Annotated in this window: 20 protein-coding genes and 1 pseudogene; 6 read left to right on the top strand and 15 right to left on the bottom strand. The window is 64.7% G+C overall.

All coding sequences use genetic code 11. From position 1 onward, the window contains the following. Nucleotides 1–102: 102 nt before the first annotated feature. The 5 genes from ELX51_RS19265 to ELX51_RS19245 all read right to left on the bottom strand — a co-directional run bounded on the left by ELX51_RS19265 (nt 103) and on the right by ELX51_RS19245 (nt 6,891). Complete coding sequence (locus ELX51_RS19265; protein ID WP_127755013.1) at nt 103–918, bottom strand: DUF2189 domain-containing protein; 816 nt, start codon at nt 916–918, stop codon at nt 103–105. 181 nt (nt 919–1,099) lie between these two features. Next, a complete protein-coding gene (locus ELX51_RS19260; RefSeq protein ID WP_127755012.1) occupies nt 1,100–2,713 on the bottom strand; it encodes a glycoside hydrolase family 43 protein in 1,614 nt (537 codons plus the stop codon). Between the two features lie 273 nt (nt 2,714–2,986). Next, a complete protein-coding gene (gene xylA / locus ELX51_RS19255) occupies nt 2,987–4,294 on the bottom strand; it encodes a xylose isomerase (RefSeq protein ID WP_127755011.1) in 1,308 nt (435 codons plus the stop codon). Beyond that, nucleotides 4,291–5,757 (bottom strand): xylulokinase, encoded by a 1,467-nt coding sequence (gene xylB / locus ELX51_RS19250; RefSeq protein WP_127755010.1) that lies wholly within the window; start codon nt 5,755–5,757, stop codon nt 4,291–4,293. Before xylB ends, xylA begins: the two co-directional genes overlap by 4 nt. 93 nt (nt 5,758–5,850) lie before the next feature. Then, nucleotides 5,851–6,891 carry a LacI family DNA-binding transcriptional regulator gene (locus ELX51_RS19245; protein ID WP_164854930.1) on the bottom strand — a complete coding sequence of 347 codons (1,041 nt, stop codon included), beginning with the start codon at nt 6,889–6,891 and terminating at the stop codon, nt 5,851–5,853. A gap of 127 nt (nt 6,892–7,018) precedes the next feature. Between ELX51_RS19245 and ELX51_RS19240 the strand changes: the two genes are divergently transcribed. Then, the gene (locus ELX51_RS19240) at nt 7,019–8,029 is read left to right on the top strand and encodes an aldose epimerase family protein (protein ID WP_127755008.1); all 1,011 of its coding nucleotides are present in this window, start codon (nt 7,019–7,021) and stop codon (nt 8,027–8,029) included. 208 nt (nt 8,030–8,237) lie between these two features. After that, nucleotides 8,238–8,933 (top strand): YafY family protein, encoded by a 696-nt coding sequence (locus ELX51_RS19235; RefSeq protein WP_348983125.1) that lies wholly within the window; start codon nt 8,238–8,240, stop codon nt 8,931–8,933. On the opposite strand, the gene ELX51_RS19230 is transcribed toward ELX51_RS19235, so the two are convergent. Both ELX51_RS19230 and ELX51_RS19225 read right to left on the bottom strand, forming a co-directional pair. Further along, nucleotides 8,930–9,262 (bottom strand): DUF1294 domain-containing protein, encoded by a 333-nt coding sequence (locus tag ELX51_RS19230; RefSeq protein ID WP_164854929.1) that lies wholly within the window; start codon nt 9,260–9,262, stop codon nt 8,930–8,932. The two genes, ELX51_RS19235 and ELX51_RS19230, sit on opposite strands and share 4 nt — an antisense overlap. Before the next feature lie 218 nt (nt 9,263–9,480). Then, complete coding sequence (locus ELX51_RS19225; protein WP_127755005.1) at nt 9,481–11,004, bottom strand: YifB family Mg chelatase-like AAA ATPase; 1,524 nt, start codon at nt 11,002–11,004, stop codon at nt 9,481–9,483. 176 nt (nt 11,005–11,180) lie between these two features. Here ELX51_RS19225 and ELX51_RS19220 point away from each other — a divergent pair, with 176 nt between their 5' ends. Both ELX51_RS19220 and ELX51_RS20465 read left to right on the top strand, forming a co-directional pair. Continuing rightward, the gene (locus ELX51_RS19220) at nt 11,181–12,017 is read left to right on the top strand and encodes a GH25 family lysozyme (RefSeq protein WP_127755004.1); all 837 of its coding nucleotides are present in this window, start codon (nt 11,181–11,183) and stop codon (nt 12,015–12,017) included. Between the two features lie 84 nt (nt 12,018–12,101). Next, nucleotides 12,102–12,224 carry a hypothetical protein gene (locus ELX51_RS20465; RefSeq protein ID WP_282567566.1) on the top strand — a complete coding sequence of 41 codons (123 nt, stop codon included), beginning with the start codon at nt 12,102–12,104 and terminating at the stop codon, nt 12,222–12,224. Between the two features lie 169 nt (nt 12,225–12,393). Here the strand turns inward: ELX51_RS20465 and ELX51_RS19215 are convergent, their stop codons facing one another. From ELX51_RS19215 to rph, 8 genes and pseudogenes are all read right to left on the bottom strand, one after another. Next, the gene (locus ELX51_RS19215) at nt 12,394–13,038 is read right to left on the bottom strand and encodes a MarC family protein (protein WP_127755003.1); all 645 of its coding nucleotides are present in this window, start codon (nt 13,036–13,038) and stop codon (nt 12,394–12,396) included. A 31-nt stretch (nt 13,039–13,069) separates the two neighbouring features. After that, complete coding sequence (gene gshB / locus ELX51_RS19210) at nt 13,070–14,014, bottom strand: glutathione synthase (RefSeq protein ID WP_127755002.1); 945 nt, start codon at nt 14,012–14,014, stop codon at nt 13,070–13,072. Between the two features lie 9 nt (nt 14,015–14,023). Next, nucleotides 14,024–14,418: pseudogene (locus ELX51_RS19205) on the bottom strand (YraN family protein). Next, complete coding sequence (gene rsmI / locus ELX51_RS19200) at nt 14,387–15,268, bottom strand: 16S rRNA (cytidine(1402)-2'-O)-methyltransferase (RefSeq protein ID WP_127755001.1); 882 nt, start codon at nt 15,266–15,268, stop codon at nt 14,387–14,389. Before rsmI ends, ELX51_RS19205 begins: the two are co-directional and overlap by 32 nt. Before the next feature lie 39 nt (nt 15,269–15,307). Next, on the bottom strand, nt 15,308–16,459 hold the full coding sequence (gene hemW, locus ELX51_RS19195) for a radical SAM family heme chaperone HemW (RefSeq protein WP_127755000.1): 1,152 nt from the start codon (nt 16,457–16,459) through the stop codon (nt 15,308–15,310). A gap of 54 nt (nt 16,460–16,513) precedes the next feature. Next, nucleotides 16,514–17,161 (bottom strand): non-canonical purine NTP pyrophosphatase, encoded by a 648-nt coding sequence (locus ELX51_RS19190; protein ID WP_127754999.1) that lies wholly within the window; start codon nt 17,159–17,161, stop codon nt 16,514–16,516. After that, a complete protein-coding gene (locus ELX51_RS20110) occupies nt 17,158–17,331 on the bottom strand; it encodes a hypothetical protein (protein ID WP_164854928.1) in 174 nt (57 codons plus the stop codon). The genes ELX51_RS19190 and ELX51_RS20110 overlap by 4 nt, the downstream gene beginning before the upstream one ends. Beyond that, nucleotides 17,328–18,044 (bottom strand): ribonuclease PH, encoded by a 717-nt coding sequence (gene rph, locus ELX51_RS19185; RefSeq protein WP_127754998.1) that lies wholly within the window; start codon nt 18,042–18,044, stop codon nt 17,328–17,330. Before rph ends, ELX51_RS20110 begins: the two co-directional genes overlap by 4 nt. 140 nt (nt 18,045–18,184) lie before the next feature. On the opposite strand from rph, the gene hrcA reads away from it, so the two are divergent. Both hrcA and grpE read left to right on the top strand, forming a co-directional pair. Next, on the top strand, nt 18,185–19,270 hold the full coding sequence (gene hrcA / locus ELX51_RS19180) for a heat-inducible transcriptional repressor HrcA (protein WP_127754997.1): 1,086 nt from the start codon (nt 18,185–18,187) through the stop codon (nt 19,268–19,270). 72 nt (nt 19,271–19,342) lie between these two features. After that, complete coding sequence (grpE, locus tag ELX51_RS19175) at nt 19,343–19,924, top strand: nucleotide exchange factor GrpE (protein ID WP_127754996.1); 582 nt, start codon at nt 19,343–19,345, stop codon at nt 19,922–19,924. Nucleotides 19,925–19,987 lie beyond the last annotated feature (63 nt).

The following is a 19,987-nucleotide window of genomic DNA, read 5'->3' as shown; positions in this document are numbered from 1 at the left end:
AGCGCTCAAAGGTCCGGGCTCGAAAGCGCGGACCTTAGGGGCTTAGCGGGGCAATGCCAACTGCGGCAGTTTGGATATGCCCGCAAGATTGCCGCTGGGGCGTCAGGCACCCCGGATCAGGGAGGCGGAATCCACCAGCTTGCGATAGAGGTGCCAGGTGGCGTGGCCGAAAATGGGGATCACCAGCGCAAGCCCGACAAAGATGGGGAGCGAGCCCAGGAACAGCCCGGCCCCCACCATGACGCCCCAGGCCAGCATGGGCACCGGGTTGTGCAGCACGGCGCGGAACGAGGTTTCCATTGCCACATAGGCGCCCACGTCCCGATCAAGCAGCAGCGGGAAGGCGATGACGGTGGTGCAAAGGGTGACGAGGGCAAAGCCGGCGCCAAGCAGCGTGCCGGCGACCAGCAGCGTGCGGCCGGCGGGTTCGCCCATGATCTGGGCAAGGAAAGCGTCGAAGGTGCGCGGCGGGGAGGCGCCCAAGAGGGCTTCGTAAAGACCCTGGGCGGCAGTAAGCCAGAGCGTGAACAGCACAAAGAGCATGAGCCCGAGCACGGCAATGGCGCCGATGGCCGGAGAGCGCAGCACGCTCATGGCTTCGCCCCAGGATATCTCCTCCCCTATTTCGAGACGGCGGCTGACTTCGTAAAGGGGGAGCGCGGCGATAGGGCCGATCAGGGCGAAGCCGCCGATCAGCGGATAAAGCAGCGGCCAGGTGTGAAAGCCGCTCATCCAGACGGTGAGCACGACGCCCACGATCGGGTAGATTACGGCGAGCAGCAGATAATGGCTCGGCTTGGCCCAGAAATCGCTGGCGCCGGCGCGAAGGGCATCAAACAGATCGGCGATGGTGATGGTGCGGATAACCGGCAGGTCGAGCTTGGTGCCCGCGCCGGTCAGAATGTGGAAATTGGCCATGGTGAGGTATCCTCCAATGGAGGCCACATGGCCCGGTGAGAATACCAGCAATGCGTTCAGCGGACCCGCAGCCGCAACAGGAAGAGCATAGGGCAGCTGCGACGCGGTGTCGCCCCCATCCGCAAGATGTGAAGGGGCAGGCGGGCCTGGATGGTGCCCTGCCCGCCCGTCGTTATGGTGGCTAGACCTCGTAGCGGTCGCTGGCGTGGTGCTCGGGACGATAGACGAAATAATCGAAATCGGCCGGGCGGGCGGTGCCGTTGAGATCCTGGGCGGCGACGCCGACAAAGGCGCCCGTAAAGGAGCCATGGGCTTGGTGACCGCCGCATTCGTCCGAAAGGATCGAGGCATCGAGCACCGGGCCGATGGGCTGCAGGGCTTCGCCTTCCAGGGCGTAGTAGAACTGCAAGGCGGCGCCGCGGATGGAGAGGGCGAGCTTGACCTTGCCGGTCTGGGGGATCTGCACCGGTTCGGCGGGGAAGCGCAGATTGCCGTCGGGCCAGCTCATTTCCGAGCTCATCAGGAGCAGCTCGCGCTGGCGGTCGGAATGGGCGGTGACGGCGAGATAATAGAAATTGTAGCGGCTGTAATAGGCGGTAAGGCCCGCCATGGTGCGCTCGTCGACCGGATCGAAGCTGAGCGTGGTTTCGGCATCATAGGAGAAGTGGGTCTGGCGGCGGGCGACGAGGGATTGCTCGAACCAGGAGCCGATGGATTCGCGGCCGAAAAGGCGCAGCTTGCCATCCTCGAGGGCAAAGATGCGCTCAGGCTCGGGGGTGCGCAGCCACTGGAAGTCCTGGTGTAGCTCGCTATCGGCGAAGCTATAGCGCTGCTCACTCCAATAGGGGGTGTCGTTGCGGGTGCCGGGCACTTCGACGTGGAGAGAGGGCACGGGACCCTGTTTCACGTGAATCCAGTCGTCATCGCCCCAATAGGCTTCCTGGATCGAGGTTTCGCGGCCCAGAACGCAGCGCCGGTTCTGGGTGGTGGGACGGCCACCGAGATGGACGAGATAGGTCTTGCCCTCGGGGGTATCGACGAGATCGCCATGGCCGGCGCGCTGGATGGCGGCAAAGGGCGCGTCCTTGGAGGTGAGGATATGCTTGTCCGGATGGGTTTCGTATTGCCCATCGATGGTGCGCGAGCGCGCGAAGGTGCAGGCATGCTCATAGGCGGTGCCGCCTTCGGCGGTCAGCAGGTAGTACCAGCCGTTGCGCTTATAAAGATGCGGGCCTTCGACGAGCTTGAGGTCGGTGCCCTGGTAGATATTGGTGACCGGGCCGATGAGCTTGCCGGCGGCGGGGTCGAATTCCTGGAGCGCAATGCCGGCGAATTTGAGCGGGCGGGTGCGGTGGTCCCAGAGCATGTTGACGAAGTATTTGCGGCCGTCATCGTCGTGGAACAGCGAGGGGTCAAAGCCCGAGGAATTGATGTAGATCGGGTCGGACCAGGGCCCCTCGATCGAGGGGGCGGTGACTATGTAGTTATGGGCGTCCTTGAAGGAGCCGTCCTTGCGCTTGACGTCGGTATAGACGAGCCAGAACAAGCCATCGGCATAGGAAATGTCGGGCGCCCAGACGCCGCAGCTATCGGGATCGCCGCGCATGTCGAGCTGAGTCTTTCGGGTGAGCGGACGGCAGACGAGGTCCCAGTTGGCGAGGTCGCGGGAGTGGTGGATCTGCACGCCGGGGAACCACTCGAAGGTGGAGGTGGCGATGTAATAATCCTCGCCGACGCGGCAGATCGAGGGATCGGGGTTGAAGCCGGGCAGAATGGGATTGGTGATGGTGGGCATGGGTTCCTCGCGCGAGCGCAGCGGTGGCGGTGCCTTGGGTCCTCTATGGGGCAGAGGACTGGGGTGGTTGGCGGGGTCACTGAGGGACCCCCTCCCCCGGCCCCTCCCCTCAAGGGGGAGGGGTGGCGGAGGAGAGATCGGGGGTGGTTCGAACTGTCCGAAGCGGGGACGATCGAGCGGCGAAGTCGAAGTGGAGGAGAGGCCTGAACCCCCACCCCTGACCCCTCCCCTCAAGGGGGAGGGGTGGGATGGCCCGACGTCTCGTGACAAGGCCTAGATGAAGCGGTTGATCAGGTTTTCGAGATATTCCTGGCGGCCCGAGACGGGTTGGGGGTTGAGGTTCTCGGTTTCCACTTTCTGGGCGAGGTCGGCGAGCGACAGCTTGCCCGAGAGGATGTCCTGGCCAAGGCCTTCGGTCCAGCCGGCATAGCGCTGGTCGACCGCCTGGTCATAGGTGCCGTCGGCGATGATGGCGGCGGCAGCCTTGAGGCCGCGGGCGAGGACGTCGAGCCCGCCGATATGGCCGATCAGCAGATCCTGGGGATCAAGCGACTGGCGGCGCACGCGGGCGTCGAAGTTGAAGCCGCCTGACCCGAGGCCGCCATTCTTGAGGATCTGCAGGAAGGCGAGAGTCATTTCGCGCGGGTCATTGGGGAACTGGTCGGTGTCCCAGCCCGACTGCAAATCGTTGCGATTGGCATCGACCGAACCCAGCATGCCCAGCGACGCGGCCAGCGCCAGTTCGTGCTCAAAGGAATGGTTGGCAAGGAAAGCGTGGCCGACTTCGATGTTGCACTTCACGCGGGTTTCGAGGCCGTACTTCTTGAGGAAGCCGTAAACCGTCGCGACGTCGAAGTCGTACTGGTGCTTGGATGGCTCCTGCGGCTTGGGCTCGATCAGGATCTGGCCCGTGAAGCCGATCTTGTCGGCGTGATCGATCACGAGGTGGAGGAACCGGGCCATCTGGTCCTGCTCCTGGCCGATCTTGGTGTTAAGGAGGGTTTCATAGCCCTCGCGGCCGCCCCAGAGCACGTAATTGGCGCCACCCAGTTCATGGGTGAGTTCGAGCACGTTCTTCACCTGGCCGGCGGCATAGGCAAAGATCTCGGGATCGGGATTGGTGGCGGCGCCCGCCATATAGCGGCGGTTGGAGAAGAGGTTGGCCGTGCCCCAAAGGAGCTTGGTGCGGCTCGTTTCCATCTTCCTGGCAAAGATCTCGCCGATGGCACGCACATTGCGGTTGGATTCGGCGAGGGTTTCCCCTTCGGGGGCGATATCGGCATCGTGGAAGCAGAAGAAGGGCGCGTCGAGCAATTCGAAGAGCTCGAAGGCCACATCGGCCTTCATACGGGCGCCGTCCATGCCGCGATCGAACCAGGGGCGATCATAGGTGCGGCCGCCAAAGGGGTCGCCGCCTTCATAGGCAAAGGTGTGCCAATAGGCGATGGCGGGACGGATATGGTCTTCCATCCGCTTGCCGGCGACCATCTCGTCCTTGTTGTAATGGGTATAGGCGAGCGGATTGGTGCTCGACGGGCCTTCATATTTGACGGGCGAAATGCCCTTGAAGAAATCAGTCACGAACGTGCCTCCTCGATGGCGGGATAAAGCGCGCGGTAGCGCTGGTATTGCTCGGTATAGGCAGCCGACAAACGGGCATCGGGTGCAATGACGGTCTTGATGGCGGGCATGGTCATTACCTCGGCGGGGTTGGCGCCAGTGGCCGCGCAGAGCCCGAGACGGGCGGCGCCCAGCGCACCGCCGAAATCGCCATCTTCAGGCAGGGCAATCTCGGTGTTGAGATTGGTGGCGATCAGCTTGAGCCACAGCGCCGACCGGCTGCCCCCGCCCACCGCGATCAGCCGGTTGATCTGGGTGCCGGCATCCTCAAGGACGCGTTGGCAGTCGCGCACGGCAAAGCTGACCCCTTCCATCACCGCCTGGGCGAGCCGGGCCGGATCGGAGCGGTGGGAGAGGCCGACAAAGCTGCCGCGGGCGCCGGCATTGTTGTGCGGCGTGCGTTCGCCCGAGAGATAGGGCAGGAAGATCTCCTCGCCGGGACCGGTGAAACCCGCTTCGGCAGCGCCGGCCAGGGCGGCGGGCTTCTGGCCGGTGATGTGCCCGAGCCAGTTGAGCGAGTCGGTCGCTGAAAGGATCACGCCCATCTGGTGCCAGGTGTCGGGAACGGCATGGCAAAAGGCATGCACGGCGCCCGAGGTGTTGGGGCGGAACTTGTCGTTGGATACGAACAGGACGCCCGAGGTGCCGAGCGACACAAAGCCTTCGCCGGGGCGAATGGCGCCGATACCGCAAGCGGCGGCAGCATTGTCGCCAGCGCCGCCGGCCACCACCACATCGCCCGACATGCCCCAGCGGGCAGCGAGCTCGCGCTTGAGGATGGCCGAGGGGGCAGAGCCTTCAACGAGGCGCGGCATGTGGGAGCGATCAAGGCCGGTCACGGCAAGCAGTTCGTCGGACCAGTCGCGCCGGCCGACATCGAGCCAGAGCGTGCCCGAGGCATCGCTCATGTCTTCGATATAGTCGCCGGTCAGCAAGAGGCGCACATAGGCCTTGGGGAGCAGCACCTTGCGGATGCGCGCATAGACCTCGGGCTCATGCTTGCGCACCCAGGCGATCTTGGGCGCGGTGAAACCGGGCATGGCGATGTTGCCGGCAATATCACGCAGGGTGGGGAGCGCCGCTTCCATTTCGGCGCATTCGGCGGCCGAGCGCCCGTCATTCCACAAAATGCAGGGGCGCAGAACCACATCGTCTTCCCCCAGCAGCGTGGCGCCATGCATGTGACCGGAGAGGCCAATGCCGCGCACGGCGGCGAGCTCGGTCGCGTGGCTTTGGCTCAGCCCATCAAGGGCGGCCTGGGTTGCTGCCCACCAATCGGCAGGGTTCTGTTCGGACCAGCCGGGATGGGGGCGGGTCGGCTCGGGGGAAGGCGCGGTGGCGTCGCCGATGGGACGGCCTGCCGCATCGATCAGCATCACCTTGACGCCGGAGGTGCCGATATCAATGCCAAGGAAGTTGGTCATGAGGAACGTACCTCACAATTTGGCAAGCGTGAAAACACGAAAGTCCCTCCCCTGCCCGTTTGGGCGATGCCGAATTTTGGATCGGCTGCTGTGTTAGCGCAGATTGTCGCGCAGGAATATCCCAATTTCAATGGGGTCGGTGGTGACGGGTGCGGCACTGCCAAGGGCACATTGCTGGGCGGCGCGCAGCGCCTCGCGGATTTCGTGATCGGGATTTTGATCCAGCACCACATCGATCGCCCCCGAATCAAGCCCGGCGCGGGTGGCGGGCGTCAGCTCATGGGCAATGACGCGCACAGCGCGGGCGCGCTCGGAGGCGGCGAGCGCCGCCACGAGCCCGGCATTGCCGGCGCCAAGATTGTAGATGCCGGCCAGATCGGGATGGTCGGCCAAAAGCCGGGTGGCAAGCGCCTCTGCGTGGGCGGGCTCGTCATGGCTTTCGAGCGGTCCGAGCAGTTGCAAGTCCGGGAACTCGCGGGCGAGAACGGCGCCAAAGCCATCGAGGCGGTCGCGATGATCGCGCAGCGCGAGCGAGCCGGCGATGACGCCGATGGCTCCCTTTGGGCAGAACCGGCCCATGAGGGAGGCGGCGGTGCGGCCGGCGGCGGGATTGTCGATGCCGATGAAATGGCGGCGGGCGGAATTGGGCAGATCCGACACGAGGGTCACCACCGCGACGCCGCGGCGGCTGGCGCGCTCGACGGCAGCCAGTACAGACGGCGTTTCGCTGCCCACGATCACGGCGCAATCGCAGATGGCAGGTTCGAGCCCGTCAAGGGCGCGGGCGAGCCCTTCGGGATCAAGCGGGCGCAGGCGCCGCAGCTCGAGCGCCAGCCGCTCGCCCGCGCTGGATTGGGCGCGCCGCTCCACCGCGCCGGCCAGGCTGCCCATGAATTCGTTGGAGCCGGCGGGCAGGAGGAAAACGACGCGCAGATCGCGCCCGCGGGCCAGCAGCGAGGCGGACAGATCGCGCTGGAAACCGATAGCGGCCATTGCCGCTTCGACTTTTTGCGCGGTGACGGGGCGCACGCCGGGGCGATTGTTGAGCACGCGATCAACCGTGGCCAGCGACACGCCCGCGGCGCGCGCCACATCATGAACCGTTGCCCGGCGCCTCGATCCGATCTCGTTCACTGCCCTTGTCTCCAAACCGCGCGAGACACTGCGGAGGGCAGCCGGTTAGGTCAAGTGTTTGGTCAAGTGCGCCGTTGCAGGGGTGAACGCAAACCGGCTAAAGCAGGGCGCAAAAGGGGAGAGGCGCATGAGCATAGCAGTTAGCGAATTCGGCCAGTTCAACGGCAAGCGCGTGGATCAATATCATCTGCGCAGCGATACGGGGGTCGAGATCGACATTATCGGCTATGGCGCGGCGGTGCGCGACTGGCGGGTGCGGGTGGCGGGGGGCCTGCGCTCGGTGGCGCTGGGGTTCGACAGCTTCGAGCCCTATCCCGAGCATAGTCCGCATTTCGGCGCGATCACGGGGCGGGTGGCCAACCGGATCGTGGGCGCATCATTCGACCTGGACGGGCAGCACTACGACCTGCCGGTCAATGAGGGCAATATTCACCTGCATGGCGGCCCCGAAGGGCTGGGGCGCCAGGTCTGGGCCGGCGAGGTCGACAGTGCCGGCAACAGCGTGCGGTTTACCCTCCATAGCCCCGACGGGGCGATGGGGTATCCGGGCAATGTGGATTTTGCCGTGACCTATCGGCTGGTGGGCAACCGGCTGCGCACCGAGTTCGAGGCAACAACCGACCGGCGCACGCCGATCAGCCTCGTGCAGCACCAGTACTGGAATTTGGGCACCGACCCGCTGGTGCTGGACCATTGGGTGCAGATCCCCTCGAGCGCCTATACGCAGCTGGGCCCCGATCTGTGCCCCACCGGCGCCATCCTGCCCTCGCGCGGCACGCAATATGACCTGCGCGCGGGGCGCACGTTGCGCGATGAAGCGGGCGCGCCGATCGACTATGACATCAATCTCGTGCTCGACACCGGCCGCGATCTCGCCGACCCGATCGCGACCGTGCGCGGGCCAGACGGGGCGCTTACACTCCAATTATGGAGCGACCGGCCGGGCCTGCAGTTCTATAACGGGGTGATGACCAATGTGGCGGTGCCCGGGTTGAACGGTCGCCGCTATCCCAAGCATTCCGGGTTTTGCCTCGAGGACCAGATGTTCCCCGATGCCTTGCACAACCCGCATTTCCCCTCGATCATCCATGGGCCCGACAAGCCATACCGGCATTGGTGCGAGATCGAGATCGGCTAGGCGATAAACAGGGCGGACGAGCAAGGGCTCGCCGGGAGCGGACGAGCAAGGGCCCGCCGCGGGGCGACGACCAGGAGGTCGCGGCGGGGCCGACGACCAAGAGGTCGCGGCGTCCTGACAGGCGCTGTCAGGGCCAAAGCGCAACATCCTTTCCGCAGCAGGCGGGAGGGCCGGGGATGGAGAACACAAGCTGGACAAGACCGAGCGGTTGTTTTCGATCATGGATGCGCTGCGCCGGCACCGCCGGCCGGTTACGGCTGCGGCGCTCGCCGAGGAGCAGGGCGTTTCGGTGCGTACGCTGTATCGCGATGTGCAGACCCTTATCGGGCTGGGCGCGCCGATCGCGGGAGAAGCGGGGATCGGCTATATGCTAAAACCCGGATTTTTCCTGCCCCCGCTGATGTTCACGCCCGAGGAGCTGGAAGCGCTGGTGCTGGGCGCGCGCTGGGTGCAGGCGCAGCCCGATGACGGGCTGGGCCTCGCGGCCAAGAACGCGCTGGCGAAAATCGCCACTGCCTCGCCCGAGGACTTGCGCGACCGCATCAATGATACGGGCCTGTGGCCCGTGGCGCTCTGGCGCGAGCGCGAGCCCCTGCCCATTCTTGGGGACGTGCGCATGGCGATGCGCTGCGAAAAGGCGCTGCGGATCAGCTATGCCGATGAAGCGGGCCAGCGCACCGAGCGGGTGATCTGGCCGGTGCAGGTGGCGTTTTTCGAGGGCAAGCAGACGGTCGCGGCCTGGTGCTGCCTGCGCGATGCATTCCGCAATTTCCGCACCGACCGGATTTTGGCGCTCGAGCTCACCGAGGAGCGCTATGGCCGGCGGCGGGCGGCGCTGGTGCGCGAATGGCAGGCGCTCTGGGAAGAGCATTATCCCGAATGGCAAGCCAAGTGGGAACACTAGGGCAACAGGCTCGCCCCTCCACGCGGTGCTACAAGCCCAAGCGCCAAAGCTGCCAGAGCCAGCAGATGCAGCAGGGCAATGCCCGCTGTCGCCAGAACGAAGCTCGGCTTGCGGGTTTTATGGCGGAACCGCTGCTGCGCCACGAGGCCACCGATTATGCCGCCGCACAGATCAATGGCATGGAGGGCGCCTTCGCTGACCCGCCACTCACCGGCTTGAGCGGCCAGCTTGTCCTTGTGGTAGAGGTGAAAAGACAGGGCGCTCGCGGCGAAATAAACCGCCGCTGACCAGACGGGGAGTGCGGCCCGGGCGAGCGCCAAGGCAACCAAGGCGGTCAGCAGGATGGCGGCAACGGTTCTGAGCCCAGGCGCTGGCTTTGGCGGAGGGGCGGGAGGCAGCCGCTTCGATTGACGGCTCGCCGTTTTTGTCTGCGGTTTTCGGGCGGGCGGGCGTTTGGTGGGCGACCTTCCCGGTTGATCGCTGGGCATTGAGGCTCCCCTTTGCCCTAGCCATAGCCGCGATGCAGTTAACCAAATATCAGCGCGACTTACGCTGCGGCCAAGTTGACGCGGTAGCTCAGGGCTTCGGCGATGTGAGGGCGGGCGACGCGGTCGACGCCGGCGAGGTCGGCAAGGGTGCGCGCAACCTTGAGGACGCGGTGGTAAGCGCGGGCGGAAAGGTTGAAGCGCTCGGCGGCCTGGAGCAGGAGCTTGCGGCTGTCGCTATCGGGGTTGACCACGGTTTCGATCAGGGTGGGGCCGGCAGCCGCATTGGTGTAGATGCCAGGCGCGCCGTGTTCGAGGAAGCGCTGGCGTTGCCGCTCGCGGGCGCGCTCGACGCGTTGGGCGACGACGCTGGAGGCTTCGGCGGGTTCGGCGGGGGCAATAAGATCGGCGGCGCTGACGGCGGGCACGTCGATGCGGATATCGATGCGGTCAAGAAAGGGGCCGGACACGCGGGCCTGATAGTCATTGGCGCAGGCGGCGCCGCGCTTGCAGGTGTGGCCGGGCGTACCGGCGAGACCGCATTTGCAGGGGTTCATCGCCGCAATCAGCTGGACGCGCGAGGGATAGGACACGCGGGCATTGGCGCGGGCGATGACGGTTTCGCCCGCTTCAAGCGGCTGGCGCAAGGAATCGAGAACCTGGGGCGCGAATTCGGCGAGTTCGTCGAGAAACAGCACGCCATTATGGGCAAGGCTGACTTCACCGGGACGAACGCGCAGGCCACCGCCGACTAGCGCCGCCATGGACGCGGAATGGTGGGGCGCGCGGAAGGGGCGGCGATCGGAAATGGCGCCGCCGGCCAGTTCGCCCGCGATGGACTGGATCATCGAGATATCGAGCAGTTCGCGCGGATTGAGCGGCGGCAGGATGGAAGGCAGACGGGCCGCGAGCATGGACTTGCCGGCGCCGGGCGGGCCGATCATCAGGAGATTGTGGCCACCGGCAGCGGCGACTTCGAGGGCGCGGCGGGCGACGAGTTGCCCGCGCACTTCGCTCAAATCTGGCAGGCCGCCATTGGTGAGGTGCTTGCGCGGCAGTGGCCGCGGGGCGCGCTGATGACCGGTCAGGTGATTCACCAAGGCCAAGAGGCTTTCGGCGGCGACGATGTCGACGTCTTCCCCGGCCCAAGCGGCTTCGGGGCCGCAGGCTTCGGGGCAGATGATGCCAAGGTCGCGGGCACCGGCGGCAATAGCAGCAGGGAGGATGCCATTTACGGGAGCGAGGCGGCCATCGAGCCCCAGTTCGCCCAGGGCAAGGAAACCTTCCAGCGCATCCTGCGGAATGGCGCCGATCGCGGCCATCAGCCCCAGGGCGATAGGCAAATCATAATGGCTGCCTTCCTTGGGCAGGTCGGCGGGAGCGAGATTAACGGTGATGCGCTTGGGCGGCAGGCTGAGGCCCGAGGCGAGCAGCGCGGCATAAACGCGTTCGCTCGACTCCTTGACCGCCTTATCGGGCAAACCGACCATGAGAAACTTGGGCAGGCCTGGCGCAATCTGCACCTGGACATCGACCGGCACCGCCTCGATGCCCTGAAAAGCCACGGTCGCAACCCGGGTTACCATGTACGCCATTCCCCCAGCACAGGAGGAGGCTAGCAGAGCACTGCCGCTCCAACAAGAACATTCAGCGAACATTAAATAGGGGTTAACCACGAGGCGGCGGATTGGAGTTAACGCAAGCTTCCCTTAACCGCGCCATGTTGAATGAAAGGCTCGCCTGGTCGTACACGAGTATATTCATGCCCCCAGTCTGCGCGCGCCGTTTTTCTTCCATGCTCAAGGGCGCCGCAATGGCGGCAATGGTGGTGCTGCTTGCCGCCTGCGCGAGCGGCGGTGGACTTTATGGCCCGATCGACGGGGACAACCGGCCCCATGCCGGAGTGGACCGAGCGCGCAAAATGCCGATCCAGGGGATCGATGTGGCGCGCTACCAATCCCATATCGACTTTTCGACGGCGCTGCGCTCGGGCATCGCCTTTGTGTTCATGAAGGCTACGGAAGGAAAGGATTACATCGATCCGAACTTCCGCCGGAACTGGGCGGCCGCACGCGATGCGGGCATGCCACGCGGCGCCTACCACTTCATGACCTGGTGTTCGCTCGCCTCCGAGCAGGCGCAGTGGTTCATCGCCAATGTGCCCAATGATCCCGACGCGCTGCCGCCCGTTCTGGATCTGGAGTGGAACAATCATTCCTCGTGCAAGGTCAAGCCATCGCGGGCCGATGCGCTGGAAAAGATCCGGGTGATGCTAGCGGCAATGGAAGCCCATACCGGCAAGCTGCCCATCATCTATACCGACATGAACTTCCACCGCGACGTGCTGGATGGGGAGTACTTCCCCAATGCGTTCTGGTTGCGCTCCACGGCTGCCGAACCGCATGAGCGCTATCGTAACCGCGGCTGGACGTTCTGGCAGTGGACGCAGACTGGCGTCGTGCCCGGCATCCGAGGTGAAGTGGACCGCAACGCCTTTTACGGTGATCGGAATGACTGGATCAATTTCCTGATGACGGGCTGCGATCCACGCTCATTTGCCGCCCTTGCCCCGACTGGCCGGTGCCGCGTCTACAAATAGGGCGCCGTCACTTGTCAGCCGCGGTGGCGAGGACTAGATTCCAGCCCGTCTTCCGGGCTCAGCCCGGCGCAGAGGAGAACAGCCATGGCTAAAGGTCAGATGCGCAGCAACAAGGAAGCCAAGAAGCCCAAAAAGGACAAGCTGGAAACAGCAAAGCCGATCACGGGCCTTGGTAGCGGCAGCACCGGCAATACCGGCAAGAAGTAAGCATGCCGAGCAAATGCGAATGAGCGACTGGCACAAGGCCGGTCGCTTTTTTGTTGTTGAGGGCTGTCACAGGACCAGAAGCGCGAGCGCCTGAATCGGCGCCGCGGGCGCGAGCGCTCAACGAAGGGGCGCCGCGAGCGCGAGCGCTCAACGAATGGGCGCCGCGGGATTAGCTGGCCAAGGGGCGGAAGATGCCGCTCGAGGCAATGCCATCAAAGATGAACTGCACCGCCAAAGCCGACAGCAGCACGCCGACCACGCGTGACACCACATGGGCGCCGGTGACACCCAGCAAGCGCTGGATGGGGATAGCGAGACGCAGCATCACATAGGTCAGCAGCAAGATGGTGAGCAGGCCCGCGATCACCGCGGCGTCCTTGACGTAATCGCCTTCCGAGCCAGCGATGAGCAGGATCACGGCGCTGATCGCCCCCGGTCCCGCAATGAGCGGGGTGGCGAGAGGGAACACCGAGATATCGGCGCGGTCGCGCGCCTCGATATCTTCCTCGGTGGTGGTGGAGGTGCCGCCAGATGAGCGAGCGAACACCATGTCGATGGCGATGAGGAGCAGCAGCACGCCGCCGGCCGTGCGCAGTGCCGGCAAGGTAATGCCGAAGAGCGCAAGGAGGGGTTCGCCGAAGAGCGCGAAGAAGAGCAGGATCAATCCGCCGATCAGCACCCCGCGAAGCGCCAGGCGGCGCCGCTCGGGCGAGGAGGTGTCGCGCGTGAGCGCCAGGAACACCACGGCCAGATCGGCGGGGCCGATAGTGGCAAAAAACGTGGTAACCGCCAGCAGATAGGTATCGACCGGCATCAGCACACCGCCCTTAAGTTAAGCGGCACGGTCAGCGGCGGCGCCGTTCGATGGCATCAAGGATCATCACCGCAATATCGGGACCGCCAAAGCGCTTGATCTCGCGAATGCCGGTGGGCGAGGTGACATTGATCTCGGTGAGGTAGTCGCCGATCACGTCGATACCGACAAAGATCATATCGCGCTCCTTGAGCGCGGAGCCGATGGCAGCGCAGATCTCGCGCTCGCGGGCGGTGAGTTCGGACAGTTCCGGGCGGCCGCCCACATGCATGTTGGAGCGCGATTCCCCTTCGGCGGGAATGCGGTTGAGGCCTGCGACGGGCTCGCCATCGATGAGGATGATGCGCTTGTCGCCCTTGCGGACATCGGGCAGGTATTTCTGCACCATGAAGGGTTCGCGGAAGCTGAGCTCAAACAGCTCGATCAGGGAGGCGAGGTTATGGTCGCCCTCCTGAAGGAAGAAGACACCGGCGCCGCCATTGCCGTAAAGGGGCTTGAGGATGATGTTGCCATGCTCCTGGCGGAAGGCGCGGATCATCTCGCGATCGCGCGTCACTAGGGTGGGCGGCATCAGCTTGGGAAAATCGGTGACGAGGATCTTTTCGGGCGCATTGCGCACCGCAGCGGGCGGATTGACCACGAAGGTTTTCGGGTGCAGCCGCTCGAGAATATGGGTGATGGTGGTGTAGTTCATGTCGAAGGGCGGATCCTGGCGCATCAGGATCACATCCTGCTCGCCCAGATCGATGCGCGTGAACGCCCCCAGCTTAAAGTGCTCGCCCTTGGGCTTGTCGAAGACCTCGACCGGTGCGGCGAGGGCGGAAACGGTGGTGCCGCGCAGGCCGAGCGTGTCGGGTGTATAATATACCAGCGCATGGCCGCGCGCCTGAGCTTCGAGCATCATGGCAAAGGTGGAGTCGCCGGCGGGATTGATGCTGGCAATGGGGTCCATCTGGACGGCGATCTTGAGTGACATGCAGAGGTCCTAGGAAGCGTCGAAAGCGTTGATGTGATGGCGCGGCCAAGCCCAGGGCGCAAGGAAAATCACGTCAAAGCGCAGATTGGCTTGGGCATAGGCGGGGTGGCGCGAGAGCCAGTAGTGGGCGGCGCGGCTGATGCGGGCCTGGTTCACCTGGGTGAGCGCCTCGCCTTCCTGGGCTCTGAAGCACGCGCCTTGACCTCAACAAAGACCGTGGTGCCCCAACGCTGGGCGATCAAGTCGATTTCGCCAAGCGGGGTTTTGTGGCGGCGGGCAAGAATGCGGTAGAGCTTGAGCTGGAGAAAGAGCGCGGCCAGGGCTTCAGCGCGTTCGCCCCCGCGGTTGGCGCGCTGGCGGGCGCGGCTGGGTTCAGTCGGTGGCTTTAAGGGCGAGGGCGGCATCATAGACCTCCTTGCGCTTTAGCCCAAAGCGGGCGGTGACAGCGTCAACCGCGGCGCGGAGGGGCTGGTCGGCCATTTCGGCAAGGAGCGCGGCCTGCCAATCGGCCGCGTCGGGGGCCGCAGCTTCGGCCGCGCCGGCGACAACGATAACGGCTTCGCCCTTGGTATCGCCTTCGGCGAAGCTCTCAGCGAGTTCGGCCAGAGTGCCGCGCTGCACGCGTTCGAAGCGCTTGGTGAGCTCGAGGGCGACGGCCGCTTGCCGGTCCGGACCGAGAATTTCGGCCATAGCAGCCAAAGTATCGTCGAGGCGGCGCGGGGATTCGTAGAACACCAGAGTTTCACGTGAAACCGAAAGGGCGGCAAGCGCGGTGGCGCGAGCGCCCGCCTTGGCCGGCAAAAAGCCGTGAAAGGCAAAGGCGTCGGTCGGCAGGCCCGCGACGACAAGAGCGGAAAGAAGTGCTGAGGCGCCGGGGACGGCGAAGACCGGCAGATCGGCGGCGGCCAGCGCGCGGATCAGCGGGAAGCCGGGATCGGAAAGCAAGGGCGTGCCGGCGTCGGAAATCAGCGCCAGGGCTTCCCCGGCGGCGATGCGCGCGACGATGTCGTCGGCCTTGGCGCGCTCATTGTGTTCGTGCAGCGCCACGCGGCGGGTCTTGATGCCGTAGTGATCGAGCAGGCGCGCCGACATGCGGGTGTCTTCGCAGAGCACGGCGGACGCGGCGGCAAGGGTTTCAAGGGCGCGGATGGTGATGTCACGCAGATTGCCGATGGGGGTGGCAACGACGTAAAGGCCGGGCGCCAAGGGAGGGGCCTCGAGCTTGGTGCCGGCGATGAAGAACTCTGAACTCATGGGCGCAAGGCTAGCACGCAGGCGCGCGCCACCCAATCGCTAAGCGGCGAGATCGGCAACGACGGCGTCGAGCACCGGCCAACCACGGTCAGTGACGCGGATATTGCCGTTTGGGAGGGTTTCCACAAAGCCGTAGCCCTTGAGATCCTCGATCTGGCGCTGGCTGATGCGACGGCCGGACAGCGCGGTGAAGCGCTGGGGCGAGATGCCTTCCTTGAGGCGCAGGCCCATGACGAGGAATTCGTCGCCCTGCTCTTCCCAGGTCAACACATCGTCGGTGACGAGGCCATGGCCCTGCGCCAGCACCTTTTCCTGCCATTTGAAGGGCAGCTTTTCGGCGGCGGTGGCGTGGCGCTGGTTGTTGATCAGGAGGCGCCCATGGGCGCCTGGGCCGATGCCGGCATATTCGCCATAGCGCCAATAGAGCATGTTGTGCTGGCTTTCCTGACCGGGGCGGGCGTGGTTGGAAATCTCATAGGCCGGCAGGCCGGCGGAGGCCGTGAGTTCCTGGGTCAACTCGTAGAAATCGGCGGACAGATCCTCATCGGGCATGATGAGCTTTCCGGCGCGATGCAGGTCGAAATAGCGCGTGCCCTGCTCGATGGTGAGCTGATAGAGCGAGATATGGCCACGCGCGAGCCAGAGGCCTTCCTTGAGTTCGTCCTCCCAATCCTCGAGGGTTTGACCCGGGCGGGCATAGATCAGATCAAAGCTCGAGCGATCAAAGATCGACTGGGCGATGCGCACGGCAGCGATGGCTTCATCGACGGTGTGGCGGCGGCCGAGGTCCGCCAGCGGCTTGTCCCGCAGGGACTGCACGCCGAGCGAGACACGGTTGATGCCGGCGGAACGAAAACCCTTGAAGCGATCAACCTCGACGCTGGTGGGATTGGCTTCGAGCGTGATCTCGGCGCGTTGTTCGACCGTCCAATGGGCGGCGATGGTGTCGAGAATGGTTTCCACGGCCCAAGGGCTCATCAGCGAGGGCGTGCCGCCGCCAAAAAAGATCGACTGCACGACCCGGCCCGGAGTGAGGCTGGCGGTATGGGCAATCTCGCGCTGATAGGCGGCGACAAAGGCCTGCTCATCGAGCGGGCCGCGATGCACATGGGAATTGAAATCGCAGTAGGGGCACTTGGCCGCGCAAAAGGGCCAGTGCACATAAACGCCAAAGAGGTCGTTACGGCTCATGCGGCAGCCCCCTCATGTGGGTTGGTGGCGTGGCAGCGATTGGCGGGCACGCGATCAGGCCTGCTCAATTTGGCCCTCGACGAATTTGGCGAAGGCGCGGGCGCGGTGGGAGAGACCCTCCTGCCCCGGAGCCCAGCCATGTTTGACGCTCGAGGGCATTTCGCCAAAGGTGACGTCGAAGCCTTCGGGCATGAAGACGGGATCAAAGCCGAAGCCGACATCGCCACGCGGCGGCCAGACCAGGGTGCCATCGATGCGGCCTTCGTAGAGGGCGTCGCGGCCATCGGGATGGGCGAGGCAAAGCGTGGCGCGGAAGGAGCCGTGGCGCTGGGCTGGCGTTGTGGCATTGGCAGCCTGGAGGGCATCCTCGACGCGCTTCATGCCGTGATTGAAATCGCGATTAGGGCCGGCCCAATTGGCGGTGTAGACGCCGGGATCGCCGCCCAGCGCATCAACGCACAGGCCGGAATCGTCGGACAGGGCCAGCATATTGGCGGCACTCGCGGCGGCATGGGCCTTGATGCGGGCGTTTTCGGCAAAGGTGGTGCCGGTTTCATCGGGCTCAGGCAGATCAAGCTGCGCGGCCGAGATCAGCTCGAGCCCGAAGGGGGCAAACAATTCCCGAAACTCGGCCAGCTTGCCCGCATTGTGCGACGCCAGCACGAGGCGGTCACCAGCGCGAAGACGGGGAATGGCGCTCATTTGGGGGATCCTTGCCGGGCCTTGCTGCGCCCGGCCGAGGCGCGGGCGGGTTGATCAAGGGCGCGCGCCACATCATGCCAGATGGGGCAATTGGTGCCGGGCGTGCTGCGGCCGCTCGCCTGGGGGGCAGTCGTGGCGGCGCCGCTTTTCTTGCGGAAAAACAGGTTCATGCTTGCAGTGCTGCTGTTTGAAGGCGGGTGAGTTCGGCGATGCCGGTTTCGGCCAGGCCCATGAGCTGGTCGAGTTCGTCGCGGCTGAAGGGGGCCTGCTCGGCAGTGCCCTGGATTTCCACGAACTTGCCTGAGCCGGTCATGACGAAATTAGCATCGGTATGGGCTTCCACGTCCTCGAGATAATCGAGATCGAGCACGGGGGTGCCGCGATAGATGCCACAGGACACGGCGGCCACGGAATCGCGCAAGGCCGGGCCGCGGGTGAGCTTGCGCTCGTCCATCCAGCGGATGGCATCGGCCAGGGCAACATAGGCACCGGTGATCGCGGCGGTGCGGGTGCCGCCATCGGCTTCGAGCACGTCGCAATCGAGGGTGACCTGGTTTTCGCCCAGCATGGGAAGATCCACCACGGCGCGCAGCGAGCGGCCGATCAGGCGCTGGATTTCCTGGGTGCGGCCCGATTGCTTGCCGGCGGTCGCTTCGCGGCGGGTGCGCGAGCCGGTGGCGCGGGGCAGCATGCCGTATTCGGCAGTGACCCAGCCCTGGCCCTTGTTGCGCAGCCAGCCGGGCAGATTGGTTTCCACCGAAGCGGTCACCAAAACCTTGGTGTCGCCGAACGAGACAAGGCAGGATCCCTCGGCTTTCAGCGAAACATTGCGCTCGATGGAAATCGCGCGCATCTGGTTGGGTTCGCGTCCGGAAGGGCGCATAGGCAATCACCTTGGCAGTAAAAAACAGTTAACCGCCTCTTAACCCTCTCTGCAGGTCCTCACAAGCCAGGCTGGCTTGGCGAATGGCCGCAATGCCCCTAAATGAATGGGGAGGGTTAAAGCCGACAATTTGAACGAATATGATGGTCAAGCCACCCGAAGACTTTCTCGCCGTCCTCAATACGCGCAGCCAGGATATCTTCCGGCGCATCGTGGAGCGCTATCTCGACACGGGCCAGCCGGTGGGTTCGCGTGATCTCAGCCGCATGCTGCAACTGGGCCTGTCGCCCGCTTCGGTGCGCAATGTGATGGCCGATCTCGAGGATCTCGGGCTGATTGCCGCACCCCATGTTTCGGCCGGGCGCGCGCCGACCCAGGAGGGCCTGCGCTTTTTCGTTGATGCGATGCTGGAAGTGGGTGCCGTCGACGAGCGCGAACGCAGCCGCATTGCCCAGCACATTGCCGAAACCGCGCAAGGCGGGCAGGTGGAGGACCTCCTCGCCGAGGCGAGCCAGTTGCTGTCGGGGCTAAGCCAGGGCGCGGGCGTGGTGATCGCGACCAAAGCCGATATGGTGCTCAAGCACATCGAATTTGTCCGGCTCGACCAAGCTCGCGCGATGGCGATCCTGGTGGGGGAGGACGGGCAGGTGGAAAACCGCATCCTGCCCCTGCCCCCGGGCCTGACCGCCAGTGCGCTGCAACAGGCCAGCAATTACCTTGCCCATCATGTGGTGGGGCGCACCATTGCGGAAGCGCGCAAGGCCCTGGGCGAGCAGCGCGCCGAGCAGCGGGCGGAACTGGACGAGCTGACCCAAAAGCTGGTTGATTCCGGGATCGCGACACTGAGCCAGCCATCGCCGGCGGCGCAGCCCACGGTGATCGTGCGGGGCCGGGCTAATCTGTTGAATGACACCATGGCGTCCGAAGACATGGCTCGCATGCGCCAGCTATTCGACGAACTCGAAAGTAAAGACGGGTTGCTGGAACTCTTGGGAGATGCGGAAAACGCCCAGGGCGTGCGCATCTTTATCGGCTCGGAAAACAAGTTGTTTTCCCTTTCGGGATCTTCGGTGATCCTGAGCCCCTACAAGGACGCCAATGACAAGGTGGTGGGCGTGCTTGGGGTTATCGGGCCGACGCGGCTCAATTATGCCCGTATCGTGCCGGTGGTGGACTATACGGCCAATGTCATCACCTCGATGATGGCGCGCAAGGGGCGCGGCTAGGGAGGGTTGAAAAAGCCGGTGCATTGACCGATATCGGGGGCAAATTCATTCCCAATGCGAAAGCTTGCCCTTATGAGCGACGAAAACACCTCGCCCAGCGAAGAATTCGAGATCGAAACGCCCGTACCGGAAAGCGAAGTGGATCCCGTGGAAGCCTTGCGCGCCGAGAATGCCGAGCTCAAGGACCGGGTGCTGCGCACGGCAGCGGAAATGGAAAACCTGCGCAAGCGCATGGAACGCGATATTGCCGATACGCGCTCCTATGCCATTTCGGGGTTTGCCCGCGACATGCTCTCGGCCACCGATGCACTGAGCCGGGCGCTGATGGTGCTGCCGCCCGAAGCGCGCGAATCGGGCGATGCCACGACCAAGTCCCTGATCGAGGGCATCGAGATGACCGAGCGCGAAATGCAGCGCCTGCTGGCCAAGCATGGCGTCAAGCCGATCGAAGCCGAAGGGCAGAAGTTCGATCCGCACAAGCACCAGGCGATGTTTGAAGTGCCCGATCCCAGCCATCCCGAAGGGACGGTGGTGCAGGTAGTGCAGACCGGCTTTGCCATCGGCGATCGCGTGCTGCGCCCGGCGATGGTTGGTGTGGCCAAGGGTGGCCCACGCGCCGCAGAAGGCGCCGAAACGGTTGATAAATCAGCCTGAGTGTTCAGGTACGGTTCTGGAAAATCCCCGCTTTGGCGGGGATTTTTGTTTGTAGGGATGGTG

Origin of the sequence: Devosia sp. 1566 (assembly GCF_004005995.1) — a bacterium.
Taxonomy (GTDB): domain Bacteria; phylum Pseudomonadota; class Alphaproteobacteria; order Rhizobiales; family Devosiaceae; genus Devosia.
This window is presented reverse-complemented; position numbering and strand designations above follow the sequence as displayed.